The organism is Leifsonia sp. NPDC056665 (assembly GCF_042791795.1).
Classification (GTDB): domain Bacteria; phylum Actinomycetota; class Actinomycetes; order Actinomycetales; family Microbacteriaceae; genus Leifsonia.
The window spans coordinates 39,173-64,747 of the sequence record NZ_JBHTXK010000009.1; the positions used below are offsets into that span (position 1 = coordinate 39,173).

Sequence of the window (25,575 nt, forward strand, 5' to 3'; positions counted from 1 at the left end):
CCTCGCACCCGAACGCACAACCGCCGAGTGGGCACAGAATCTGCCCACTCGGCGGTTTTTTGCGGACTTTGAGCCGTCTCGGCGGCTTGGGTCAGGCGCTGGGGCGGGCTACTTGGCCCCAGGGGGAGCCCCAGACGGACTGGATCTTGACGACGTCGCCCTCGGTGGGGGCGGCGATCATCATGCCGCCGCCGAGGTAGATGCCGACGTGGTAGAAGTTGCCTGGCGAGTCGCCCCAGAAGATGAGGTCGCCGGGCTGGCGCTGGCTGTACGGCACGATCTGGCCACGGTTGGCCGCCGTGAAGAACTGGTCGTTCACCGAGTGCGAGCCGATGTACACGCCCGCGTAGGCGTACGACTTCATCGTCAGGCCGGAGCAGTCGTAGCCCGTCGGGCCCTCGCCGCCGAAAATGTACGGCTTGCCGAGCTGCGCCTTCGCGTACGAGATGGCGGTGTCGACGACGTTCCCGTTCGGCGGGGCGACCGGGCCGCCCCCGCCGCTGCCTCCGCCGGAGGAGCCGCCGGACGACCCTCCGCCGGCCTGCTGCTGGGCCTGCTGCTGTTGCTGCGCGCGGATCGCCGCCTGCCGCTGCGCCTCCGCCGCCGCTGCGGCAGCCGCCGCGGCCGCCGCCTGCTCCTGCCGGATCTTCTCGCCCTGCAGGTACGCCGCCTCCACCTGCGTCGAGGTGTTCTTGAGGGTCGCGAGCTGGGCGACCAGCTCTGTCGACTTGTTCTGCTGCTCGACGAGCGCCGCCTGGGCCGCGGACTGCGCGCTCTGCGCGGCGGTCAGCGCCTGGTCGGCGGCGACGGAGAGCTTCTCGCGCTCGGTCTTGGCCGTCTTGGCCTGCGCGTTCAGCGACTCGGCGGTGTTCTTGTCCTTGGTCGCCTGGTCGTAGACGGCCTTCGACTGCTCGGTGAGCTTGCTCATGGTGCCGAGCTGGAACAGCAGCTTGTCCGCGCTGGAGCCGGTGCCGCCGCCCTTCAGCAGCAGCTCGGTGCTGACGTCGGTGCCGCCTCCGGCCTTAGCCAGGTGGGAGGCGAGCAGGCCGGCGCGCATCTGCGAGGTCTTGGCCTTCGCGGCCGCGTCCGCCGACTGCTTCTCGAGGTCGGCCTGCTTCGCCGTCGCCGCCGCGAGCGCGTCCTTGGCCTGGAAGTAGGCCTCCGCCGCCTTCTCGGATGCGATGCGGGCGGCGTCGACGCTGCTCTGCAGGCCCGTGATCAGGGTCGTGATGTTCGTGATCATCGCCTGCTGGTTGGCGACGTTGGCCTTCGCCTGCTGCACGTCGTTCCAGGACGGGTAGTCGACGGCCTGCGCCGGGGCGACGATGCCGATGGAGGCCGTGACGGCGCCCATCACGCCTGCGCCGATCGCGAGGCCGGTGCGGGTACGGGAGTTCTTCGAAGTGTCGCTAGCCAAGGGGTGCCTGCCTTGCTCTCATGAACGGGATTCCGTCGATCTTCTGGCCGTTCACCAGCACTTCGTAGTGCAGGTGACAGCCGGTGGAGGCGCCGGTGCTGCCGACGCGGGCGATCGGCTGGCCTGCCCCGACGCTCTGGCCGATGCCGACCAGGATGCCGCCGTTGCGGATGTGCGCGTAGCCGGTCTCGATGCCGCCGCCGTTGTCGAGGAGCACGTAGTTGCCGTGGGTGCCGTCGGGCCCCGCGTAGATGACGGTGCCGCCGTGCGCCGCGTAGATGGGCGCGTTGCACGAGGCGCCGATGTCGATGCCCATGTGATAGGTGCTGCCGATTCCGCCGGGGGACGGGCGCGGGCCGAAGCCGTCGGTGATCGGGCCGGCGGCCGGGACAGCCCAGCCCTGCGGTCCGACGTAGCCGCCGGGGAGGCCTCCCGAGCCGCGCGCCGCTGCTGCCGCGGCCGCTGCGGCGACGCCGGCCTCGTAGCCCGAGACCGTCTTGGCCGTGGAGTCGCGGAGGGCGGCGAGCTGCGCCTGCATGACGACGATCTGCTTCTGCTGCTCGGCCAGCTTGGCCTGTGCGGCCTTCGCGGCGGCGACAGCGGCCTGCAGGGCGGCGGTCGCCGAGACCCGCAGTTTCTCGCGCACGGCCTTGGCGACCTCCGCATTCGCCGACAGCGCCTTGGCGGTGTTCTGGGCGACGCGGGCGTCGGTGTAGACCCTGTCGGACTGCTCGGTGAGCTTGGACATGCTCCCGAGGCTGGTCAGCAGCGTCTCGGGGTTCGTGCCGCTGGCGCCGTTGCCGCTCAGGAAGATGTTGGCCGTCAGGTCGCGCCCGCCGGTGCGGTAGAGCTGCGCGGCGAGCTTGCCGGCCTGGGCGCCGGCGGCGTCGGCCTTCTGCTGGCTGGCGGCCGCCTGGGACTCCAGGTCCCTGGCCTTCATGTCCGCCGTGTCGAACGCCTCTACGGCCGCCTGCAACTCCTCGCCGCGCTTCTGAGCGGCCGCCTGGGTGTCGGAGACCTCCTGGTCGAGCTGCGCGATCAGGGTCGTGATGCGCGTCACCTGGGCCGAAGCGGCGGCCTCGTTGGCCTTGGCGTTCTGGACGTCCTGCCAGCTCGGGTACTGGTCGGCGTACGCCGGTGCGGCGATGGAGCCGACGACCCCGGTGAGCGCGATGGCCCCGACCGCGAGGAGGCGCAGCAGCGCCCGGCGCGGCCTGCGCCGGTGCGTGTCGTCTCTCGTCGCGTATCTCATCGTCACCTTCAACCCGTCGGAGGGAACATCGTCTGTCACACGATCAACACGGGTCTCGTCATCACCAGGAGCAACATTAGCAACATCACCCTACGCCGCCCGGGTCGGGAGGAGGGCGGCGGTGCTCGAACGGGACCACGTGCGGCTCGCACGGACGACAGGGGGCCGTCGATCGCAATCTTCCAGGGCGTCCGGCTTCTCACCGGGCATTTCATCGGGGCGTGGCGGGAACCGGCGCGATCGACCCGCCCGGGCTGCAACCCCGATTCGCATTCTGCCGGGGACTTCCGTATGCTTATGCGTCGGTGGTCATCGAAAAGCGAAAGCGATTCGGGACGATCCGGCCCCATCGTTTAGTGGCCTAGGACGCCGCCCTTTCACGGCGGTAGCACGGGTTCGAATCCCGTTGGGGTCACGATGGCATCCGTTTAGAATGAATAGCAACACAGACAATTGAATAGCACCACAGTTAGGCCCTGTAGCGCAGTTGGTTAGCGTGCCGCCCTGTCACGGCGGAGGTCGCGGGTTCAAGTCCCGTCAGGGTCGCCACGGCGACAAGCCCTTCCGATTGGAAGGGCTTCCGTCTAGGTGGGCACTTCGTGCCTCCCGGCTCTGTAGCTCAGTTGGTAGAGCGTTCGACTGAAAATCGAAAGGTCACCGGATCGATGCCGGTCGGAGCCACCAGATAAAACCCCCGGTCCGATACGGATTCCGGGGTTTTTCGTTGGCATCGCGAGGCCCACGAAACAGCCTTTGACTACATTCGCCGGACTCCGGGACGTCGGCGAGAGTTGGAATGTGCTTGCTGCGCGCACCGCGCTGAGCCGGCAAGCACTGAGCAACGCGTCCATCGTTGACGCGCGCAGAAGGCGCCGTCAATACAAGCTCACCGGCGAGACATCTTCTCCCTCAGCGGAATCGGACCCGCGACGCACGAGTTCAGCGGGAGCCTGCTCCACCATCGCGAGGGTGGATTCAGTAGAGCTTGGCTCGCGCGGACTCGGCGAATTTGGGAACGCCGGCACGGGTAAGCGCGAGCAAGAAGTGGTCCACGGTCATCGCCGGGGAGTCGTAGCCCTCTACGAGTTCGACGAGGGCGCGGAGCGTTGGTGCGTGGTAGAGGTCCAGCTGATCCAGAAGGAAGTCGTCGGGGTGAACGACTTCGAGGTCGAACGGCTCGACCGAGCGCTCCGGGAAATCTCTAGTGTTGAAGGTCACCAGGACCTCAGCACCGCCGCGGACCGCGGCCGCGAGCACATGCCGATCCTTCTCGTCGTTCGTCATCGTCGGTACGAGGTCGTCGTAGCCGGCGACCATGGCGTCTGCGAAGTAGCGCTCCATAGTGGTGACCCGCTTCTCAACGAGCGTCGGGTCCTCGCCGTTCTTCACAAGATTCTTCGCAAGCTCGAAAAGGACGTCTTTCGACCACAGCGGCCGGAAGAGGCTTCTGTCAGCGAGTTCCAGAATGAAGTCGTTCAGGAGCGCCCCATAGAGGACGTTCGTATCGAAGAAGGCAGGAAAGCTCACTCAGCGTCGAACTCCGAAAGACGCTGAACCTCGGTTGGAGTGCCGACAAGGACTTTCGCGCCGAGATTGGCACGGCGCAGCTCCCGCAGGGCCGCACGACGCTCGCTACGGAAGTTAGCCTGATACGCGACCAGGTCCTCCAGTTGAACACGACGATGACGGCCAGGCTTGTCGAACGCGATATCGCCTGCCTCGAGCAGCCGAACCAGCGTTGGGCGACTGATACCGAGGAAGTCCGCAGCCTGCTGCGTCGTCATGGTCATGCCCTGGGGGACGACAGTGATGCCCTCACCGGCCGCGAGCGCGTTAGTGACCTGTTCAAGGATGCGGAAGATCTCATCCGGGATCGGACGAGCCTCACCGTGCGGGTCCACGAGCGCCGCCTTGGACGAATGCTGCGCGAGATAGGCCTCGAGCTCGTGCATCAACTGCGCGAAGTCGAGTAGCTCCTCACGAGCCTCAGGCTCAGGGAGGTACGTCTGGGCTCGGCGGGGGACGCGCGACGTATCGGTCGAGCTGTTCATGACATCTATCCTAGTCGGCAAATCGAAAAAATCGAACATGGAGTCGCCGCGCAGAAGGGCGGAAGTCGAGGCGGCCTTGACGCGCGAGTAGCGTTTTTTCCGGATATGGGCCATGTCGTCGCGCAAGCGCGCCCCCGGCGCCGATCGCGACGGCCGGGAAGGCGCACACGCGAGCGAGCACCTAACGAGCCGATTTCAGGCGTCGAACCCGCGTTCCCGGTAGAGGTCGATGCTCTCCTTCAGCGCCTTGAGCACGTACGGGGGAAACTCCATGCCGCTCTGCTCCGCCCAGAGCAGCTGCGCTTCGATCCTGCCGACCTCGCGTGCGTACTTCTCGAGATCGTCGGCGAAGCCGAGCACACTCGCGACGCCGCCCATCTGGGCGCGATAGCGGTCCTGGCCGTTCGTGCCGACGAGGTTGTAGGTCTTCTCTCTCAGGGTGCGCGCCAGGTAGAGCTGCCACGGCTTGAGCTCGCCGCTCTGCACGAGCTGGGTCGCGCTCATCCGGTAGAACGCGAAGTGACCCGGCTCCTGCCTGCGGATCGGGCTGATGATCGTCTCGGCGATCGCGGCCTCGCCGAGGTCCAGCATCCCGTCGTAGAGGACGTTGTACGCCAGCACCGCCTGCCGTTCGGTACTCGCGCCGGTCAGGTAGTAGAGCAACCGCGCGATGTCCTGGATCGACGAGAAGTGCGCGAGGGCGCCCATGATCTTGATCTTGAACGAGACGGCGAGTTCGGGTTGGGCGGCCGGCCGGCCGAGATCCTGCTGCAGGCGGTCGAGGATCAGTCCGTGCTGGATCTCCTGCGGCTGCCACACGTCGGCGTAGAACATGCGGTCGACTTCGTGCACGTCAGGCAGAAGCACGAGCAGCTCGAGCACGTTCCGGTCGACTTCGAGCTCCACCCGCGCGAGGTAGTCGATGACGTGGCCGTAGCGATCGGCGACAGCCCCCGGTGCGCGGACGTCACGGTCGACCGAGTCGAGAGCGATCGGCGGATGCTGCTCTCCGAGCCGCTGGACGTGCTCGAGAATCCTCTGCGGAGAGATGCGATCTGCCATCACGTCCATCATGGACCGACATCGTCGCCGTGTCAGGACGGCGTGCGATTCCGGAGGGCCGACAGCTGGTCTCGGTGCTCTTCTCGCCCACGGCCGCGGCCGGCAGAGCCGCAATCAGGGTGTGAGTCGGACGTTCTGCCTGCCCGTGTTTTCGATACCGTTCCGAGGCCTCGGCGATCCCCCAGTTCGCGCGGCCCCCAAGGGTCACCCGCTCGCGGTGAGGGAGCAGTCGTCATAGACGATGGCTCCCGCGTGGGTCTGATCGATGGCGTAGATCTGAGGGACCATCCGTTCTCCGCTCTTGACGGCGGTCCCAGTCACGGCGACGTTCGTCCAGACGCCGACAGGAAGCGCGTTCGCCGTCGTCACGGGCAGGTGGATGTCACTGCTGAAGTTCTGCGTGTACTCCAGGAACCGCGCCTGCAGATTCATGCCGGAGATGCTCGGCTGCACCCAGCAGGAGAACGAGTAGGCCACGCCCGCCACACTCGACGACACCGCCGAGTTCTGGGTGAGTCCGGCCATCGTTGGTGTACTGCTCGTGGTCGACACCTGTAGCGCTCCCGTTCCCGTTCGCACCGGAGACGAGACGCGGGTGGCCGTGCCGTTGGCGAAGCCGACCCATCCGCCGGTCCCGGACTCGAAGCCCGGGTCGGGAAGGAACTGCTTCGGCGGAGGCGGCGGCGGCGTGACCGGGCCGGGTACGACGGTATTGCTCAGGTACGACGCCTGACCCCGGCCGACGGCGGTGATGGCGTAGACGAGGAAGCTGTTCGGGCTGCCGTTGCGGAGTCCCGTGATCGTGATGGGGCTGCCCGGCCCCGTGGCCTGCTGGAGGCCGCCCCAGTTCTGGACAAGGTACCCCGTGATCGGGGAACCGCCGTCGTTCGCCGGCGGCGTGAACGAGACCGTCGCCGACCCGTCGCCCGCGACGGCCTTCACATTGGTGGGCGGTCCGGCGAGCGCGAGCGGTGCGCTCGGAGTGCCCACGGTGAACGTCGTGCTCCCGGCCGCGCTCGTGTTGCCCGAGGTGTCGACGGCGAAGACGACGACGGTGTACCGCTCGTTGCTCTGGAGCGCGGGAAGCGTGGCGGCGGTCGCCGTTCCGTCGGAGAGGGGAAGGCCGCTGGCCGGCGTGGCTGCGGCACCTGAACCCTCGACCAGCCGTGCGATCGTCCGCGCGACGTCGGTCGAGGCCGACGGCCGCCAGCTCGCCGTGCGCGGCGACGACCCGCTCACCGCGACGGCGGTCGGCGCGGCCGGCGGGGTGATGTCGCTCCGCCAGTGCCAGAGCAGCACGCCGGTCATCGGCGCCGTCTCATTCGAGCAGGTCTGCGTATAGGTGATGTTCGCCAGGGTCGGATAGTTGTACGCATCGACGGCGAAGGCCTTCACATCCATGCTTCCGGTGTTGAATCCGCAGCTGAAGTCGTTGACGAACGTCGTCTCCCCGTACGCTCCGGTGCCCTGCGAGGCGGTGTAGCTGACCGTCGGGTGCACTCCCGGCAGCAGCGGACCGCTCTCGTCCTCGGTCGACATGTTCACGATCGTCTGGATCGAGTCCCCGCCGGCCGGCTGCAGGGTCTGCCACACGTAGCCGGGCCGGGTCTCGATCGCGAACGAGTGGCCGGCGACGAGCGAATGCGTGGTCCCCTTGTCGAGCTCGTCGGAGCCGGAGGTCGTGATGGAGGACGTGCCGAACGATCCCTGCCCGGCCAGTGAGACCTGCTGCACGGTGCCGCCCACGTGGAGGTTCAGAAGCGCATCGCGAGGTCCGGGCTTGGTCGGCGAGAATCCCACGCCTATCGAGCATTTCGCACCCGCGGCCAGTGTCTTCCCTGAGCAAGAGTCGGCGGCAACCGAGTAATCAGCCGAGGCGTCACCGGCGACGGACGTGGCGCCGATCGCCACGGCCGACGAGCCCACGTTGTGCAACCACTCCGTCTCCGTCTGCACGGGGAAGCCGATCGGCGTCTCGAGCCACTTCAAGGTCCGGGCGCCGAGGTCGACTGATGTCCCCTCGTTCTCACCCATCCTCATCTCGGCGGAGAAGCCGTATGGACCCATCCCGGGGAGCTGCGCGAAGGAGATGTCGAACCGGTAGATCTGGCCGGTGGCATCCCAGGCGAGGTCGCGGATGTCCAGCTCGCCCTGCTCGGCGTCGGCGCCGAAGCCGTTGTACTCCATGTTCACAGTCGGAAGCGTCGGATCCGGGGTGCCGTTGGGCAGGAGCATGATCAGCTGGTCACCGGGCTTCAGCGACCCGCCAGGAGGCGGAGTAATGGTGAAGTTGTAGCCGGATCCGCCGCTGAGGCTTGAGCCGGAGACCTCCAGTCCGCTCGCCACCGATGCCCGGTAGACCTTGCCTGCCGCCCCGTCCGAGAAGACATTCGTCTGGAACTGATCGCGGTCGCGCTGCTGCACGGTGTTGAGCGAAACGATCGGCGCCGCGGTCGCCGCGACGGCCGAGCCCGACCAGGGAGCTACAAGCGCGGTGGCGACAAGGCCGAGGACCGGCAGGCATAAGACGGCTCGAGAACGGACCACGGCAACTCCTCCGCACGACGGGCGACTCCGCCCTCGATGAGGGACACTAGACCGCTTCGACCACCTCCTCAATGGATATGGTGAGTTTTCTTCACTTCTTTGTGGCTCGGCGCCGGCACGGCACGAGGAAGCCCCACCCATGACGCGAGGAAGACCGTACGCCCGCGCTCTGGATATCAAGCTTTACGCCGCGTGACACCGTCAGCGGTCGTCAGAGGGACGCGTCCGCCGCCGGCGCGCTCCGAGCAGCAGCAGCCCAGCGGCGCTCAGCGCGAGCGCGATGATCAGCGGGTCCAGGACATCGCTACCCGTGGCCGCGATCGCCGACGGAGCGGAAGGCGTCGTGGGCGACGGCGGCGGCCCTGCGACGATGTCGACCTGCGCAGCGGCCGAGTTGTTCGCCGTCACGGGGTCGGGCTCGCTGGGCGTCGCGCTGAACGTGAACGGGAGGACATCGCCCGGGGATCCGGTCGCGATCCCGGTGATCTGATAGACCACCTCCTCGCCCGGAGCCAGAGTGCCGACGGCGAACGTCAGGCCGCCCACGCCGTCGGGCGGTTTCGGGCGACCGGCCGGCCACGAGACGGCGACGCCGGAGACGCCGGTGAACGCGGGAGGCGACGCGAGCGTCGCGACCACTCCGGTCGCCTGGCTCGGGCCGTTGTTGCGAACGGTGGCGGTGAGCTGGACCTGACCGCCCGGCACAGTGGTCTGCGTCGACGGCGAGAGCGTGACGGCGATGTCGACGGAGGCGGTCGTGCTGCCGCAGGCCGTCGCCTGGTTGTCCGTGACGTCCGGGTCCAGCGAGCCGGAGCCCACGAGGGCCGTGTTGCAGAGGTCGGTGCCCGCGGTGTCCGGGTCGACTGCGAAGGTGACGAGGACGGAGGCGGACGCGCCGACCGCGAGCGTCCCGAGCGGGCACCGCACGATGGTCGCCGTGTCTCCCGCTCGGAGGTCGTTCGTGGTCGGCACGGGGCAGGCCGTTCCGCCCTCGATCGTCGCCGAGACGTAGGTCATCCCGGTCGGGACGTTGTCGGACGCGACGACGTTGTCGGCGATGGACGGCCCGGCGTTGTGGACGGTCAGTCTCCAGGTCGCGGGCTGTCCGGCGACCAGCGGGTTCGGTTCGACCAGCGTCTTGGTGATGCTGGTGTCGGAGACCCGCTGAACGAGCACGGTCTGTGAGGTCGTGTTGTCGGCGAGCGTCGTCTCAGGGGTGTCGTTGCGCACGACCGCGGTGGTCGTGTACGCCCCTGCGGGCGTGTCGCCGGGGATGTGCATGACGACGACGTCCGTGGCCGACGACCCCGGAGCCGAGACGGCGAACTCCGGGAGCACCATGCAGGTGAGCACGTACTGGAAGTTCTGCCACGGCACGCTCGCCGGATCGGCAGGCGGTGGCTGGTTCCAGGTGCAGCTGCTGGCGGGGACGTCGAAGCTCACCGGGACGAAGCCGGGTGGGAAGGTCGTCTCGCCGTTGATGTTGACCGCCGTCGACGGGCCGTTGTTGACGAGGTATCCGGTGTAGGTGACGTCCTGCCCGGCGGCCGGTGTGTCGGTGCTGACCGAGGAGGAGATGGCCACGTTGGTGAGACGCTGCACCGCGACCGTCGCGGTGGCAGTGTTGTTCGTGAGGTCGACGTCGTTGGCCAGCGAGCCGACGACCGCGGTGTTGGTGGCATCGCCGGCGGCGAGGCCGGGGTCGGTGTCGGTGACGATGTGGATGGACACGGTCTGCCCGGCGCCGACCACCCCGACCCGGCAGGCGATCACGTTCGCCGCGGCCGGCAGCCTCGGCTGGACGAGGTTCTCGTTGAAGTCCGCGCCGACGACCGGCGGCGCGCAGTCCGACTGCGCGGCGTCCAGTGCGAAGCCGTCGGGGAGCTGATCGGTCACGACGGCGTGGGCGACCCCGGAGGGACCGGCGTTGACGACCGTCAGGGTGTAGCCGATGGAGCCTCCGGCGTTCACGGTGGCCGAGTCGGGCGTCTTGAAGAGCTTCAGATCGGCGACGTTGACGATGTCGACGTCCGCGGTGCCGCTGACCGAGGTCGCGCCGCCGGTCAGCGGTGTCGAGGTCGTCGCGGTCGCCGTGTTCGGCACCTGCTCGGCGAACTGGTCGCCGCCGTTGATCGTCGCGGCGTCGTCAGCCAGCACTCCGTTGATCGTGAGGATGACCGCGGGAGGCGGCGTGGTCCCCTGCCACCCGGGGACGGTGCCGAGCTCGCACTCCACGTCGCTCACCACTCCCACGCCGATCTCGATCTCCGGCGTGATCGTGCACAGCCCGCTCCCCGTCGAGGAGACCGTCGTCGCCGTGAAGCCGGGCGGGAGCACATCGGTGAGGAACGTGTTCTCGGCGTCGGAGAACCCGGTCGACGGCACGCTCACGGCGATCTGGTAGCTGAAGGTGCTGCCGGCCACGAAGGAGGGGTGGGGCAGGGTCGGATCGGCGGGGCTCGGCGATTCGTCCGGGTTCGGGATCGTACCGATCGGAGTCTTCGTGACGGTCAGCGCCGTCACCGCCGGCCCGACCACGATCGGCCGGACGAGCTGGTTGTTGGCGAGGGTGGTCTCCGGGGTCGTCGTCGCGACCTGGACCGTGTCCGGATACGAGCCGGGCGCTGCGCTCGCCGAGACCTGGATGTCGTAGTCGATGGTCACGCTCTGGCCGGGCAGCAGGCTGGAGCCGAACGCGCCGTTCTCGATGGTGCAGGAGGCCTCCCTGCCGGTGTTCACGCAGTTCGACGGCTGGGTCCCGGCGTTCGTGACGAAGGCGTCGACGGTGCGGGTGGCGAGGTAGGTGACGTCCGTCGCGGTCGACGGGCCGTTGTTCGTCAGCACGACGTGGACGTGTCGCAGGGTGCCAGGCCCGGTCGCGGCGGGGTCGACCGGATCGACCGTGAAGTCGGTCACGGCGACGTCGGCGAGCGGCTGGACGATGCTGGTGGCGGTCGAGGTGTTGTTGGAGGGGTTGTTGTCGGGGTTGGTGACGGGGTCGCCGCTCTGCACCGTGGCCGTGTTCGTCAGGCTCGAGCCCGCGGCGAGGCCCGGATCGAGCGAGACCAGGACCTGGACGGTGACCGACTGACCCGCGTCGAGGTCGGGCGAGATCCCGCCGGTACCTGTGAGCTGGCAGCGCAGGTCCTGGCCTGCCGTGGTGCAGCCGACGCCCTGGCCTTGGCCCGCGGTGACGCTGGCGCTTACGAAGGTCGCGCCTGGCGGGAGCGTGTCGAGGATCACCGGAGCGATCGCGGCCAGGTTCTCGGCGACGTTCGCCGGGTCGTTGTTGTTCGTGATGACGAACGTGTAGGGCACCGGAGGGATGGGCGCGCCCGCCGGGACGCCGGTCCCCGCACCCGGGATCACGGTTGGCGGCGCGCTCTTCGCGAGGGAGAGGTCGACCGATGGGAGGCCGCTGAGCGTCCAGCTCGCGGTGTTGTTGCCGGGATCGGTGTCGCCCGCCGCGCTGATGCTCACCGTCTCCACCACGTCCGGGCCGCCGGCGAGCACCTGCTGCGCCGTCATGCTAACCGTGATCACCGCCGTGCCGCCGGGCAGGATCGGGCCGGGGACGACGCAGGTGAACCCGGTCGCCGTCGTCGTCGCCGCGCATCCCGCGATCGAGCCGAGCGCGAGCTGAGGCGGCAGGGTGTCGTCCACCGCGACGTCGGTCGCGGCCGACGGCCCGGCGTTGCTGATCGTGATCGTGTAGACGACGGGCGCAGGCGCCTGGGCGGGCAGCGTCGTGCGGTTCGCGGTCTTGGCGACCGACAGGTCGTAGGAGGCGGTGACCGTCGTGGAGGCGGTCGCCGCGTTGTTGGTCGGGGCCGGGTCGGGCGTCGTGCTGGTGGCCGTGGCGGTGTTGGACAGCGTGCCGCCGGCCAGCGCGGACACGGTTCCGGTCAGCGTGATGGTCGCTCCCGCGCCGGCCTGCAGGGAGCCGTCGCCGGCGACACCGGCGGAGAGGAGCGTGCCGAGGTCGCAGCTCAGGCTCGACGCGGTCACGGTGCACGTGCCGCGGGTCGTGGAGGCCGAGGTCAGGGTGACGCCGGCGGGCGCGGTGTCCGTGACCGTGACCGCCGCCGCGTCCGACGGACCCCAGTTGGCGGCCTCCAGCGTCCAGGTGATGGTCTGACCCGCGACGACCTGCGCCGGCGCCGTCTTCGTCATCCGGACGTCGGCCGTCGGCGCGCTCGCGGTGACCGTCGCGTGGACCGTGTTGTTCGTGGTCACCGGGTCGGGCGTGCTCGAGGCGACGGTGGCGGTGTTCCCGACGACGGTCCCCTGGGCGAGCCCGGTGGCCAGCACGGTGTCGAGCGGGATCGTGACGCTGGCACCGGCCGCCAGCGTGGGGATCGTGCAGCGTGCGGAGCCGCTGGGCTGCACGACGCAGCTCGTTCCGCCCTCCGTACCGGTGATCGTCGCCTGCGACGGGTCGTCGAGGAGGTCGTCGACGGTGACGTTCTGCGCGTCGGACGGCCCCTGGTTGGTGACTGTGAGGGTCCAGACCACCCGCGTGCCCGGCACGGCGGGCGACGGGCTGGGCGACTTCGTGATGGCGAGGTCCGCCTGGCGGGCGAGCGAGACGGTGTCGCCCGACACGTTGTTGCCCGGGACCGGATCGAAGGAGGTCGTGCTCACCGAGGCGACGTTGCTGAGGCTCGTCGCCGTCGACGCCGCGTCCACCGTGCCGCTCAGGGTGATCGCGAGGACCGCGCCGTTCGGGAGGTCGCCGAGCGAGCACGTGACCGTCCCGGCCGCGATCGCGCAGGACCCCTGCGGGGTGGTGGCCGTGACCCCGTTCCAGCCGACGGGGATCGGGTCGGTCACCGTCACGGCGGCTGCGGTGTTCGGGCCGTTGTTGCGGACGGTGAGCGTCGCCGTCACGGTCGAGCCGGCGAGGGCGGGATCCGGCGACAGCGTCTTCGTGATCCCGACGTCCGCCTGCTGGAGCACCGCGATGCTCGCGACGTTGGACGTGTAGGTCGCTGCCGTGCCTGTGGTCTCGGTGCGGTAGTCGAGGGTGGCGAGGTTCGTCACCGTCGTGCCTCCCGCCGCGCCGTCGAGGGTCACCTGGAAGGTGTACGACTGGCGCGAGGTGCCGTCGTCGGTGCACCCCGTCCCCGAGCACGCCATCCTCCCTCCAGTGGTCGCGTTCGCACCGGCGCCGAGGCGCACCGTCACCGTGCGCCCGGCGATCTCGCCGCGGTCGTCGCCCGGGGAGTCCGTGAGCGGTGTCGTCGCGCCCGTGACCGGGTTGACCAGGGCGAGCGACCCCGGCACGTACGTGGTGTTCGCCGGGAGGGTGTCGTGCGAGACCGCGCCGAGCGCGGCATCCTGGCCCGTGTTGGCGTAGTTGACGGTGTACTGGAGCGAGTCGCCCGGGCGCGCCGGATTGTTGCCGTTGACATCCACGACGGATTTGGCCGACGCGGTGAAGTCGGGCGCATACAGGTTGATGGCGAGCCCGACGACGCCCGGATAGTAGACGTCGCCGTTGGACGAGAAGGTGAAGGTCGCACTCGTGGCGCTGTTCGGGATCGCGCCGGACGCCCCGAGGTTCTTGATGTCGTACCCGAGCATGTTCTGATACGCGGGGGTCCGGGTCGTGACCGACGTTCCGTTGAGGTCGTTGGTGGAGTTGAAGAAGTTGGAGCCGGGCGAGAGCGGCGTCGCGAGCTGCGTGCTGTTGAGCAGCGTGTAGTCGCCGGTCAGCGACAGGTCGCCCTCGTACGCCACCATCGTGAGCTGGGCGTCCACGGTCCCCGACTTCGGCGCGAGGAACCCGGACACCGTCACCGACTGCGGATTGCCCTGCCCGACCACATTGAACCCGTCGAACACCGTCAGGTTGCGCAGCGGCAGGCCCGGCGCGGAGTAGACGACCGTCAACGCCCACCCGGCGTACCGGTCCTGACCAGTCGCGGCTGTGACGTTCGCTCCCCAGTACACGCCGTTGCCCGTCGACCGCACGATCGACGTCACGTCCGCGAAGCGCTGGTACGCGTTGTAACTCGCGCTGTTCGGGCCGAACTGGTCACGCGCGGCGGCGGAGGCCGTGACCGTCCGGTAGGCCGCGTCGCCGGGGGCGCGGAACGACATCGTGCCGATATTCGCCGCATTTCCCGCGCTCCCGTTCGTACCGGCATCGAGGCGCGCACCCCAGTAGAGCCCCGCCCACAGCACGCTCGCCCCTGCCGGCAGGGCGAGCTGCGAGGACGAGGAGTTGAAGGTGCCTGCGACATTGTCCGCATCGAGGTTGACCATGTTGAAGTTGTTGTTGTCCTGCGCGGCCCCGTTCTGCGCGCTGGTGCACGTGCTCGACGCCGGACAGGTCAGCAGGCCGTTGCCGATCGAGATCATCGCCCCGTTGGCGTTGACCGAGAACTTCGATGTGAACGGAACGGTGGCGGCGGCCTGCGCGGGCCCGTCGGGCAGCACCGCGATCACCGCGAGGGCGGAGGTGGCGAGCACGATCGCGCACAGCGAAGCGATCCACCGCCGTCGGGATTCGTGTGCCATGACGCCCCCTCGTCGGGGGCATGCTAAGCCTGGGGGCCTGCTATTGGGTACCACCGCTCCCGGACTGTGACATCAGTGAGCGCTCAGGTCGCGAGGCCGCCCAGGTAGGCGGCGTAGCCGTCCGGCGCTCGGCCGACGAGCCGGCTCGAGGTGACCACGGGGTGCCGCTCGCTCTCCGCGATGGAGTACCGGGCCGCGCGCAGTCGAGAGACCAGGTCCACGTCTTCGCCGACGAAGAGGGGCAGGAATCCGCCGACGCGGAGGTACGCGTGCGCTCGGACGCCGAGGTTGGCGCCGTGCACGTGACCGAGCGTGGCGCCGGCCGGGTGCGTGCGCTGCCAGGCCTGCCGACGTTCGTCGTCCAGGTCGCCCAGCCGCGGGACGACTGCGCCGACGTACGCGTCGCCGCCGTCCGCCGCCGTGAGGTGCTCCCGGAGCCAGGAGCGCGGTACGCAGCTGTCGGCGTCCGTGAAGGCGATCCAGGTGTGCTCGGGCTCGGCGTCGACGTGCGCCAGCCCGGCCAGCACGGCGTCGTGACGGCTCCGACCGACGTTCCCGTGGTCTCGCTCGATGACCAGGGCGTCGGCGAAGCGACGCGCGGCATCCGCCGACCCGTCCGTGCAGGAGTCCAGTACTACGACGACGGATGACGGGATGCCGATCGCCGAGCGGGCGCGCTCGATCGAGTGGAGGCAGTCCGCGAGCGTGGCCTCCTCGTCGCGAGCGGGCACCGCGACGAGGACGTGGTCGACCCTCACCCGAAGACCTCCAGGAGGAAGCCCTCGTCCTGGTGCTGGACGAGCACGCGGAGCCCTGCGCGCTTCGCGAACGCGGCGTGGGCGTCCCAGCCGGACTGGGCGAAGTCGTCGGCGTGCCCCGTCCAGTGGCAGAGCACCACGTGGCCGCCCTCGGCGAGCGACCCGAGGATGCGATCGACCGTCTCCGCCCACTGATCGGCCGCGAGGTAGTACACGACCTCCGAGACGACGACCAGGTCGAACGACCCCTCCGGCCACTCCTCGGGAATGCGCATGCGCTGCACCACGACGTTGGAGGCCGCTGCGGTCCGCTCGCTCGCGAGGGCCACTGCGGTCGGCGCGCTGTCGACGCAGACCAGCGCCTCGCACCGCTCCGCCAGCAGGGCCGACATCTCCCCGTTGGAGCAGCCGATCTCGAATCCGCGGGCGTACTGCTCTTTCGGGAGCACGGCACTTGTGAGAAGCCGCTTGCGGCGCTCGTACCATCGCGTCCGCACCGACCACGGGTCGGCGCTGACCTGATGCAGCGCTTCGAAATGGTCGCCGATGACGCTCTCCTCCGGCTCGAACAGCACCTCCCTGCCGTGCACGGCTCGCTCCACGAACGCGCTCGTCAGCACGCCCTCCGGGTTGGCCGAGGTGTGCAGCTGACTGGCGAACGCGGAGAGCGCGACGCGTTTGCGCGCGCGGGCCGACGCGCTCAACTCGACCTCGCTCACTCGCGCCCACGGCAGGTCGTCCGGCGAGCCCCACTGCCACAGCCAGACCGGGTAGAGCATGAGGGTGTCGCCGTGCACCGCGCACGCCGCAGCGACCTCGCGACCGAGCGTCCGGTGGTCGCCGTGCCGGTCTCCCGGCCAGGGCGCCAGGACGAGCATGGTGTCGCTTCGGCGCGCCGCGAGCGCCAGCTCGATCCCGTCACGGAGGAGGTCCGCTTCGTGCTTGAGACCGCCATCGGTCAGGCCGAGCACGGTCAGGTCGATGGTCGTCCCGAGCCTCGAGAGGGCGGACGTCAGCTCGACCACGCGCTCCTCGCGGTCGCTCGTCGCGACGATCACCGAGATGTCGATCCCGAGCTCGCCGGCCTGGACGAGGAGGCCGCCCACGCCGAGCGTCTCGTCGTCGGGATGCGCGGAGAAGACCACGATCCGCGTGAAGCCCGCGAGCCAGTCCCGGGTGCGCCGTGGCACGGAGGACCAGCGGGCAGAGTCCTCCCAGACCGCGGCCGGGGTCGCCATGATGAAAGGGTCGAAGATCACCACGCGAGCAGACCTCCCGCCAGGTGGCCCGCGAGCGAGGCGTCGTCCCGCCCGCGGTGGTACTGGGACACGTAGAGCTCGAGGTCCGCGCAGCGGCGGGCGAGGCTCTCGTCGAACGCCAGCGCGGCCGGGCCGAGCACGTCGCGCGCGGCGTCGAGGGTCGCGACGACCGCGTCGGCGATGGTTCCCCGGACGGCGTGCGCGAGTACGGCCGCGTCCGCGACCCGGTCCTCGTCGATCCGCAACGCTGCGTCCTCCAGGGCCAGTCGACCGGCGTCGAGGCGACGGTAGAGCTCGCCGGTGCGCGCGGCGAGGATCGCGTCGTCCGGACGCTTCCTGGTGCGCGCGATGAGCGTGTCCACGACGGGGAGGCAGCCGCCCCACCAGCAGGCGGCGACGCCGATCGCGCCCCACCGGAAGCCCGGACGGTCGAGGTACCACCCCTCTCCGCCGACGGGACGGGCAGGCGAATGGTCGAAGGCCACCGGGCCGCTGACGACGTCGCTGAGGCCGCGTGCGACCCACCGCGCCGGTTGGGCCGTGACGCCGGGAGCGCCCATCGAGACGGCGAACATCCGGCGGCCGCCCTCCGGCGTCGCAGCGGTGACGAGTGCGCTGGTGAGCCGGCCGGCCAGCGAGCACCAGGGCTTACGGCCACGCAGCACCCAGCGGTCCTGCTCCCGACAGGCGAGCAGCGCGGCGTCGGGCGCCTCCGCGGCGAACACGCCCCAGGTCGTGCCCTGATCGGGCTCGGGGGCGTCCGCCTCCGCGAGGATCGCCACCGCGTCCAGATGAGGTTCGATCACCCGCGCGGCGGTCACATCCGCCGCGGCGACGCGGGCGAGACCGCGGAAGCGTTCCGCCGTCCGCCCCGACCCCGGCAACGGCAGCAGGCCGGCCGGCGGCGTCGCCCGCAGCACCTCCAGCAGCGGAGCGACGGCGCCTCCGCACTGCGCCGCGGCGTCGAGGTAGGCGTCGAGCCCGAGCCCCTGGGTCGTCGTCTGTGCCGTCATCATGCGACGATCAGCGCCTGGGGCGCCGGCTGCGGGGTGCGTGAACACCGGAAGTCAGCGATCCGGGTGTTCTCCATGATCGCCACGATCGGGTCAGGAGGGCCGGTGTTCAACCCCCTTGTGCTCAGGCAACGTGTGTGTCCGTCGGCGTGTGCTCCGACTTCGTGGCCGACGGCCGCACGGTACCCGCGGGTCTCCGAGCAGACAACCCGGTATGCCCGCGTCCCCGGCCGCGTAGCGTCCGCAGCGAATCCGACAACCCTGAGAACACCCGGGAGGAAGCATGAAGGCCGTCGTCTACACGGGACCGCACGACGCCTTCGCCGGGCGACCCGAGAGGAACGCGCATGCCTGAGAGCCAGTACCAATTCGACAACCCCGTCGACCGCTACCCGCACATCCACCCGCCGGAGACCCAGGTCCGCGAGCCCGGGCGCGACAACGAGCTCGAGCCGCCCGCCGACCACGGCGAGGCCAGCTACGTCGGTTCGGGGCGGCTGAACGGCCGCAAGGCAATCGTGACCGGAGGCGACTCCGGGATCGGCGCGGCCGTCGCCATCGCGTTCGCGCGGGAGGGCGCCGATGTCGCGATCGTCTACTTGCCGGAGGAGGAGGTGGATGCCCAGGCGGTCGCCGAGCAGATCCGCGCCGCCAACCGGACCGCGCTGCTGCTCCCGGGCGATCTGACCGACCGGCCCTTCTGCGACGAGGTCGTGCGCCGGGCGGTCGACGAGTTCGGCGGCCTCGACATCCTGGTCAACAACGCCGGCAAGCAGCTGTTCTGCACCGACCTGGCCGACCTCCCGGACGAGCAGTTCGACGAGACGATGAAGACGAACGTCTACGCGATGTTCTGGCTCACCAAGTCGGCGCTGCCGCACCTGCCCGCCGGGGCGACGATCATCAACACGACCTCTGTGCAGGCCTACCTGCCGAGTGAGCTGCTGGTGGACTACGCCACCACCAAAGCCGCCATCAACACCTTCACCAAGGCGCTGGGCCAGCAGCTCGCGCCGAAGGGCATCCGGGTGAACGCGGTCGCGCCGGGGCCGGTGTGGACGCCGCTGCAGGTCAGCGCGGGCCAGCCTCCCGAGAAGCTGCCCGACTTCGGGTCGCAGACCCCGCTCGGCCGGCCGGGGCAGCCCGCCGAACTGGCGCCGGCGTACGTGTTCCTGGCCTCGCCGGAGTCGAGCTATGTGGTGGGCGAGACGCTCACGGTGACGGGTGGGATGCCGACGCCATGAGTACCGGGACCTGATAGAGCCGCGGGCGCGCCCCTTTCGAGGGCGCGCCCGCAGCCGGTTCTGCTCACTTGACAGCCGGCCGCCGGTTCTCCGCGCTGACCATCCACGCGAGCTGCTCCAGCCGGTCGATGATCTGGTGCAGCAGGTCCGCGGACGTCGGGTCCTCCGCGTCGACCTCGTCGTGCACGGAGCGCATCGTGCGCACGACGGTCTCGAGCCGATCCGTGATGAGGTCGACGGCGTCGGAAGTGTCGATCTCGCCGTTGGGGAACTGCGCGAGCGCAGTCGTCTCCGCCACCGTCCGCGACCGGCCGTCGGTGGTCGCGTGCAGCGCGCGCAGCCGCTCGCCCACCGCGTCGCTGAACTCGCGCGCGGCCTCCACGATCTCGTCCAGTTGCAGGTGCAGGTCGCGGAAGTTGCGGCCGACGATGTTCCAGTGCGCCTGCTTGCCCTGCAGGGACAGTTCGATCAGGTCGACCTGGACCCGTTGGAGGTCGGCCGCCAGCGACGTCGAGGCGACGAACCCGTTCTCCGCGTTCTCGCGCCGGGTCTCGTGCTCGCCCGGCGCCGCACCTTTCGCGCGCGTCGTTCGGGGCGCGGCCGCTGCTTTCGTCGCCGTGCCAGGGGTCTTGGATGTCGTAGCCACAGTGGGCCCTCCTTCGGTCCGTGTTCAGCGCGAACCTAGGCTCGGCTCCCGCAACCGGCCAGCGGGTTGACCTGCCGCCGAATCGTGGTGCGGATCCCGCGCTTCGGGTCATCCGGCCGTGGTCGGAGCGAAGAACTCGACCAGCGCGGCCGACAGCTCCTGTGGAGCCTCCTCCGCCATGTGATGACCGGACTGGACCGGACCGCCCGACACCGTGTCCGCCCAGTCGCTCCAGATCCCCAGCGGGTCGCCGAACAGCGTCTCCAGGTCGTCCCGAGCCGACCACAGGACCAGCAGCGGCCGAGTGATCCGGCGGGCGGCTGCGCGATCGGCGATCTCCGCTGCAGCGTCCACGCCGAGCCCCGCGCGGTAGTCCTCCAGCATGGCCCGTACGACACGCGGGTCGTGAATTGCTCTCCGGCGCTCAGCGAAGTTCTCTCGGCCCATCAGCTCCGGGTCGCCGCCGTACCAAGCGTCCGGGTCGGCCATGATCACGCGCTCGGGAGTCTCCGGCTGCGCGAAGAAGAACCAGTGATACCACGCGACCGCGAACTCCGGCGTGATCCGCTCCAGATGCTCCACGATCGGGATGCAGTCCAGGAGTGCGACAGCGCCCACCGACTCCGGGTGGTCCATCGCCAGGCGGAAGGCGACATAACTGCCGCGGTCGTGACCGACCACCAGAAAGCGCTCGTGCCCGAGGGTCCGCATCAGTTCCAGCACGTCATCGGCCATCGCACGCTTCGAGGCCTGCGAATGGTCCCGCCGCGGGTCCGGGGCGGAGGAGCGGCCGTACCCGCGCAGATCGGGTACGACAACCCGGAATCCGCGGCTGATGAGAAGGGGAGCGACACGATGCCAGGTCGACCCCGTTCGCGGGTGCCCGTGCAGCAGGACGACCGCCGGGCCGCGGCCACCGTGCCGCACGTGGATGCGGACCTCGCCGACAGTGACGTCCTCCTCCACGAATCCCTCGAACATGCTGCGCACGGTACGCTCCGGCCGGAGTTGATGAAGACCTGCTCAGGGACCTGGGAAGCGCGCCCTCGTGGTGGGAGCGTCTGTGGCATGAACGCAGACAAACAGGCGTCGCGGCACATCTCCGGGATCCGCATCGCCACCATGATCGCCGCCGGTGTCGTCGCCGCAGCGGTGACGGCACTGTTCGGCCAGTGGGCGTACGCCGCAGCAGTGGGCTGGGCCGTCGCGTGCGCGGTCTACATCACCTGGGTCTGGGTCACCATCTCCCGGATGGGCGGCTCCGAGACCGGGCGGCACGCAGCGGCGGAGGACCCGTCCAAGACGACGAGCGACACCCTGCTGCTCATCGCCTCGATCGCCAGCCTCGCCGCGCTGGTGCTGCTGCTCGGTCAGATCAAGAACGCCTCCGCGCCGGGGAAGGACCTGATCGCCGCTCTCGGTGTGGCCTCCGTCGCCCTGTCGTGGTTCTTCGTCCACACGCTCTACACGCTGCGGTACGCGGTCCTCTACTACAACGAGCCTGCCGGCAGCAGGAGGCACGGGATCGACTTCAACGAGGACACCCCGCCCCGCTACCTCGACTTCGCCTACCTGGCGTTCACCGTCGGGATGACCTTCCAGGTCTCCGACACCGACATCTCCGACCAGCGGATCCGCGCCGCGATCCTGCGGCACATGCTGCTGTCCTATTTGTTCGGCGCCGTCATCATCGCGGCGACGGTCAACCTCGTCGCCAGCCTGGCCTCCTGAGCCGGACACAGGCGATCACCGGCAGCCAGGGGTCGGCTCCGCCCTCGCGCAGCCGGTGCTCCACGGGGTTCGCCAGAGCTCCGTCAGGAAGGTCGCGACCCGCGACGATTCGGCTGCTCGATCGGAGCCGCGTCCACGAAGGTCCGCGCCATCGTCCGCCCGTGGACGGTCAGCCACAGGTGCAGCCTGGCCGGGCCGTCAGGCGCCGGCACCGTCAGCACGGCGGCGTCACTGAGGCGGTACGGTGCCGCGGCGACCGGAGCGGACGCAGCAGCGCCTGCCCCGCCCGATCGCGCCGACCCCGCAGCGCCCCAGGCCGCGTGCACCACACCTTCGACCTCGGTCAGGCCGAGGTGCGACACATGCACGGACACCGTCAACGGCTCCACGGGCACCGGGATGTCTGCGCCGGCGTGGGCCGGCACCACATCCACGACCAGCACCGTAGGGCCGAAAGAGTCCGCGGGGTTCAGGCCGCCGAGGTCCTTGCGGCGGCGGTCGGCGTCGAGCAGGCCGGCCATCTCGTGCTCGACATCGGTGAGCTCGGTGTAGACGTAGCCGGCGAAGCGGTCGTGGCGGCGGATCTCCTGGGTCTGCCAGCGGACGTGCCAGGCGCGCTCCAGGCTGGTGAAGCCCGCGCCGAACTCGCTGTTGAGGATGGGGACGCCGGTGCGGGGGAAGTCCGGCGAGCCGTAGAAGGACTTGTCGACGATGAAGTCGGGGCCGAGCTTGACCTCGAACGTCTCGCGCTCCCCCGCGGCCAGCTCAGCCAGGTTGCGCGCCCAGTTCGCCGGGTTCTCGTCGTAGTAGTGCCAGTCGACGAGGTCGGTGCGGACGTGCGCCCAGCCGGAGTTCTCCACGATCGGGCGGGTGTCGTCCAGCGCCCGCATCGTCTCGTAGGCGTGCACGGCCGCGGCCGCGCGCTCGGGGCTGCCGGGGATGTCCCAGTCCAGCCCCCACTCCTCGTTGTAGAGACCCCAGACGATGATCGACGGGTGGTTTCCGTCGCGGGAGACCAGCTCGGGGAGTTGCGCCTCGAACGCCTCGGCGGCCTCCGTGCTGAACCGGCTGGGGCACGGCGGCTCGGCCCACACCAGCATGCCGGTGCGGTCGGCGTAGTCGAGCCAGAGCGGCTCCTCGAACTTGAGGTGCTTGCGCACCAGGTTGAAGCCCAGTTCCCGGGCGAGCTCGATGTCGCGGACCAGCGCGTCGGCGTCCGGTGCGGTGAGGCCGGTGCGCGGCCAGTAGCCCTGGTCGAGCACCCCGCGCAGGTAGAAGCGCTCGCCGTTGAGATAGAGCGCTTCGCCGCGGGTCTCGATTCGCCGCAGACCGCCGGTGACGGCCAGCCGCTCGGCGGCGTCGCCCTCCCCCAGGGTGAGCTCGATCGCGTAGAGGTGCGGGTCGTCCGGGCTCCAGAGTCGCGGGGCCGGGAGCTCGATGCGGCCACGGAAGCGGCCGCCGGCGATGGGCAGCTCAAGACGGCTCCCCGCGACCTCGGCCACCAGGCGGAGGCCGTCCGCCGGGTCGCCGGCGATGGCGCCCTCCAGGTCGAAGCCGGTGAGCGAGTCGCCGCGCACCGAGACGTCCGCGACGTAGCTGCCGCCTCGTGCCTCCAGCCAGACACTCTGCCAGATGCCGGAGGTGGGCGTGAAGGCGACGCCGTCATAGTCGTCGCGCGGGATGGAGCGCTGCTTGCCGTGCGGCAGGGCGCGCTTGTCCGCGGGCGCGTCGACCTCCACCCGCAGTTCGGCGGAACCGCCCGGCGCCAGCAGCCCGGTGACGTCGAACTCGAACGAGCTGTGCCCGCCGGAGTGACGGCCCACCTCCACGCCGTCGATCGACACCACCGCGTGGTGGTGCACGGCGCCGAAGCACAGCACGATCCGGCGTCCCGCCCATTCGGCCGGGGCGACAATCGTGCGCCGGTACACGGCGTGCTCGAGCCAGGTGCGCTGCACTCCGGAGGCCTCGGTCTCCCAGGCGAACGGCACCACGATCTCGTCGGGGGTGCGCTCGTCGCCCTCGAAGCTCCAGCGACCGTTGAGGCTCAGCCAGGCGGCCGACCGGTCGCGGTCGGGGCGCGGGTACTCCGGCCTCGGAACATCGACGTCGGTGACAGCGCCGAGGTCGACAGTGCCGCCGAGGTCGATAGCGGGTTCTGCGATGGTCATGGAGTCAGCCCTTTACGCTTCCGGCGAGGATGCCGTTGATGAAGTGCTTCTGCAGCACGATGAACAGGATGAGGAGGGGGATGAGCGCGACGGTCGCCGCGGCGAGCAGCTCGCCGGTGACGGTCGCGTAGTCCGCGCCGATCTTGTTGCCCGAGATGTTCTGGGCCAGCGTCGACAGGACCACCTGGAGGGTGGCCATCCGGCTGGAGCTCGCAATGACGACCGGCCAGACGAAGTCGTTGTAGATGTTCATGATCGTCAGCACCGCAAGGCCGGCCAGGCCCGGGCGGATGACGGGCACGATCACCCGCCAGAAGATCCCGAACTCGCTGCAGCCGTCGACCCTGGCGGCGTCGAGCAGCTCGTCGGGCACGGCGGCGATGACCTGCCGCATCCAGAAGATCGCGAACGCGTCGACGGAGCCGGGGAGGATGAGCGCCTGGTAGGTGTTCACCCAGCCGAGCTCCTTCATCTCCAGCAGCAGCGGGATGATGAGGACGATCGTCGGCAGCATCAAGGTCAGCAGCACCGCGCCGAAGATCAGGTTCTTGCCGCGGAAGTCGTACTTCGCGAAGGCGTACGCGGCGAGCGGCGCGAAGAAGAGCGTGATCGCGCCCTTCACGAGCAGCACGATCCCGGTGTTGAGGAACCCGGAACCGATCGGGACGTCCTGGATCATGCCGCGGAAGTTGTCGAGGGTGAAGCCGGAGAAGCCGAGCGGATCGCGGATGATCTCCGCCGCAGGCTTGAACGACGAGAGGATCGCCCACGCGACCGGCGCGAGGAACGCCACCGTCAGCACGAGCAGGAACACATGCGAGCCGAGGTGGAGGCTGCGCGTCCGCCGGGGACGAGCAGGGGATCCCGGATCGGGCGTCGCGGGAGCAGTGCGCTCGGACGTGGGGGCGGTGTGCGCCGGCGCGCTGCGGATATCGAGGTCGGCCATCGGTCAGTCCTTGGCTCGGAGGAGGCGGACGAACACGAGCGAGAGCGCCATGACGACGATCACGAGGAGGAACGAGTTGGCCGCTCCCGTGCCCAGGTCCGCCCGGGTGATGTGGTTGTAGAGGTAGAGCCCGGCGGTGGTGGTCGACCCGTAGGGGCCTCCCTGGGTCACCACGTACGGCTCGGCGAACATCTGGAACACCGCGAGGGTCTGCAGCACCACGCAGAACATCAGCGAGCGGCGCAGCAGCGGCACCGTGATGCTCCAGAGCTGCCGGATCCGGCCGGCGCCGTCGAGGGATCCGGCCTCGTAGAGGCTGCCGTCGATCGACTGGAGGCCGGACAACAGGATGATGACGACGAACCCGGTGGTCTTCCAGAGGAACAGGAGCGCGAGGGTCGGCTTCGCCCAGGCGCTCGTCACCAGCCAGCCGATGTGCGGCAGGCCGACCGCGCCGAGCACGGCGTTCACCGCACCGTAGTTCTGGTCGAACAGCACGATCCAGATCTGCGCCACGGCGACGAGCGGCGTGACGAACGGGACGATGAACGCCACCCGGTAGAACCCGCGCAGCCGGAGCCTCGAGGTGTTCAGCAGCACGGCGATGACCACGGAGACGACGAGCTGCACCGGGACGATCAGCAGCCAGAGGATCCCGGAGTTCGCCAGCGACGACCAGAAGTCGGGGCTGCCGAGGAGGTAGGCGTAGTTGCCGAGACCGACCCACTCCGCCGCGCCCGCTCCGTGCCAGTCCGTGAAGCTCAGGCGCAGGGTGAAGACGAGCGGGTAGACACTGAACGCGAGGAAGATCGCGACGAACGGGAGCACGAACAGGTAGGGGGCGAGCCGGCGCCGCCAGGGCAGCCCGCGCCCACGGCGCGTTCTGCCGAGGCCGGTCGCCGGCGGTGCTGTCAGTGTGGTCGTCACGTCATGTCCTCGTGGTGCGCGTTCGG

Annotated in this window: 17 protein-coding genes and 3 tRNA genes; 5 read left to right on the top strand and 15 right to left on the bottom strand. The window is 69.7% G+C overall.

The features are described 5' to 3' along the window. Positions 1–91 precede the first annotated feature (91 nt). Both ACFQ9V_RS10680 and ACFQ9V_RS10685 read right to left on the bottom strand, forming a co-directional pair. Positions 92–1,417 (bottom strand): C40 family peptidase, encoded by a 1,326-nt coding sequence (locus tag ACFQ9V_RS10680; RefSeq protein ID WP_382459140.1) that lies wholly within the window; start codon positions 1,415–1,417, stop codon positions 92–94. Beyond that, a complete protein-coding gene (locus ACFQ9V_RS10685; protein ID WP_382459219.1) occupies positions 1,410–2,669 on the bottom strand; it encodes a M23 family metallopeptidase in 1,260 nt (419 codons plus the stop codon). The genes ACFQ9V_RS10680 and ACFQ9V_RS10685 overlap by 8 nt, the downstream gene beginning before the upstream one ends. Before the next feature lie 342 nt (positions 2,670–3,011). On the opposite strand from ACFQ9V_RS10685, the gene ACFQ9V_RS10690 reads away from it, so the two are divergent. The 3 genes from ACFQ9V_RS10690 (at position 3,012) to ACFQ9V_RS10700 (ending at position 3,353) form a co-directional block, all read left to right on the top strand. Next, positions 3,012–3,084, top strand: a tRNA-Glu gene (locus ACFQ9V_RS10690). A 57-nt stretch (positions 3,085–3,141) separates the two neighbouring features. Then, a tRNA-Asp gene (locus tag ACFQ9V_RS10695) sits at positions 3,142–3,218 on the top strand. A 59-nt stretch (positions 3,219–3,277) separates the two neighbouring features. Beyond that, positions 3,278–3,353 (top strand) — tRNA-Phe (locus tag ACFQ9V_RS10700). A 291-nt stretch (positions 3,354–3,644) separates the two neighbouring features. Here ACFQ9V_RS10700 and ACFQ9V_RS10705 read toward each other — a convergent pair. From ACFQ9V_RS10705 to ACFQ9V_RS10740, 8 genes are all read right to left on the bottom strand, one after another. Then, positions 3,645–4,196, bottom strand: coding sequence for a PIN domain-containing protein (locus tag ACFQ9V_RS10705; RefSeq protein ID WP_382459141.1), 552 nt, complete (start codon positions 4,194–4,196; stop codon positions 3,645–3,647). Next, positions 4,193–4,846: a helix-turn-helix domain-containing protein gene (locus ACFQ9V_RS10710; RefSeq protein ID WP_382459142.1), complete on the bottom strand. Its 654-nt coding sequence runs from the start codon at positions 4,844–4,846 to the stop codon at positions 4,193–4,195. The genes ACFQ9V_RS10705 and ACFQ9V_RS10710 overlap by 4 nt, the downstream gene beginning before the upstream one ends. A 69-nt stretch (positions 4,847–4,915) precedes the next feature. Next, positions 4,916–5,782 (bottom strand): GTP-binding protein LepA, encoded by an 867-nt coding sequence (locus ACFQ9V_RS10715; RefSeq protein WP_382459143.1) that lies wholly within the window; start codon positions 5,780–5,782, stop codon positions 4,916–4,918. A gap of 204 nt (positions 5,783–5,986) precedes the next feature. Next, positions 5,987–8,329, bottom strand: a complete 2,343-nt coding sequence (locus ACFQ9V_RS10720; RefSeq protein WP_382459144.1) for a fibronectin type III domain-containing protein — start codon at positions 8,327–8,329, stop codon at positions 5,987–5,989. Between the two features lie 201 nt (positions 8,330–8,530). Next, entirely contained in the window at positions 8,531–14,854 is a 6,324-nt protein-coding gene (locus ACFQ9V_RS10725) for a hypothetical protein (protein ID WP_382459145.1), read from the bottom strand. A gap of 83 nt (positions 14,855–14,937) precedes the next feature. Next, the gene (locus tag ACFQ9V_RS10730) at positions 14,938–15,612 is read right to left on the bottom strand and encodes a glycosyltransferase (RefSeq protein WP_382459146.1); all 675 of its coding nucleotides are present in this window, start codon (positions 15,610–15,612) and stop codon (positions 14,938–14,940) included. Further along, entirely contained in the window at positions 15,609–16,871 is a 1,263-nt protein-coding gene (locus ACFQ9V_RS10735; protein WP_382459147.1) for a PIG-L family deacetylase, read from the bottom strand. Before ACFQ9V_RS10735 ends, ACFQ9V_RS10730 begins: the two co-directional genes overlap by 4 nt. Then, on the bottom strand, positions 16,868–17,884 hold the full coding sequence (locus ACFQ9V_RS10740; protein WP_382459148.1) for an acyl-CoA dehydrogenase family protein: 1,017 nt from the start codon (positions 17,882–17,884) through the stop codon (positions 16,868–16,870). Before ACFQ9V_RS10740 ends, ACFQ9V_RS10735 begins: the two co-directional genes overlap by 4 nt. Positions 17,885–18,231: 347 nt before the next feature. On the opposite strand from ACFQ9V_RS10740, the gene ACFQ9V_RS10745 reads away from it, so the two are divergent. Continuing rightward, positions 18,232–19,128, top strand: coding sequence for a glucose 1-dehydrogenase (locus tag ACFQ9V_RS10745; RefSeq protein WP_382459149.1), 897 nt, complete (start codon positions 18,232–18,234; stop codon positions 19,126–19,128). Positions 19,129–19,192: 64 nt separating this feature from the next. Here ACFQ9V_RS10745 and ACFQ9V_RS10750 read toward each other — a convergent pair whose 3' ends face one another. Then, positions 19,193–19,774: a Dps family protein gene (locus tag ACFQ9V_RS10750; protein ID WP_382459150.1), complete on the bottom strand. Its 582-nt coding sequence runs from the start codon at positions 19,772–19,774 to the stop codon at positions 19,193–19,195. A 108-nt stretch (positions 19,775–19,882) separates the two neighbouring features. Next, positions 19,883–20,755, bottom strand: coding sequence for an alpha/beta fold hydrolase (locus tag ACFQ9V_RS10755; protein ID WP_382459151.1), 873 nt, complete (start codon positions 20,753–20,755; stop codon positions 19,883–19,885). Positions 20,756–20,842: 87 nt separating this feature from the next. On the opposite strand from ACFQ9V_RS10755, the gene ACFQ9V_RS10760 reads away from it, so the two are divergent. Then, positions 20,843–21,505: a DUF1345 domain-containing protein gene (locus ACFQ9V_RS10760; RefSeq protein WP_382459152.1), complete on the top strand. Its 663-nt coding sequence runs from the start codon at positions 20,843–20,845 to the stop codon at positions 21,503–21,505. Positions 21,506–21,588: 83 nt separating this feature from the next. Here the strand turns inward: ACFQ9V_RS10760 and ACFQ9V_RS10765 are convergent, their stop codons facing one another. The 3 genes from ACFQ9V_RS10765 to ACFQ9V_RS10775 are packed head-to-tail and all read right to left on the bottom strand — an operon-like array spanning position 21,589 to position 25,549. After that, complete coding sequence (locus ACFQ9V_RS10765) at positions 21,589–23,676, bottom strand: glycoside hydrolase family 2 protein (RefSeq protein WP_382459153.1); 2,088 nt, start codon at positions 23,674–23,676, stop codon at positions 21,589–21,591. A gap of 4 nt (positions 23,677–23,680) precedes the next feature. Further along, positions 23,681–24,622: a carbohydrate ABC transporter permease gene (locus tag ACFQ9V_RS10770; protein ID WP_382459154.1), complete on the bottom strand. Its 942-nt coding sequence runs from the start codon at positions 24,620–24,622 to the stop codon at positions 23,681–23,683. A gap of 3 nt (positions 24,623–24,625) precedes the next feature. Beyond that, positions 24,626–25,549, bottom strand: a complete 924-nt coding sequence (locus ACFQ9V_RS10775; protein ID WP_382459155.1) for a carbohydrate ABC transporter permease — start codon at positions 25,547–25,549, stop codon at positions 24,626–24,628. Positions 25,550–25,575 lie beyond the last annotated feature (26 nt).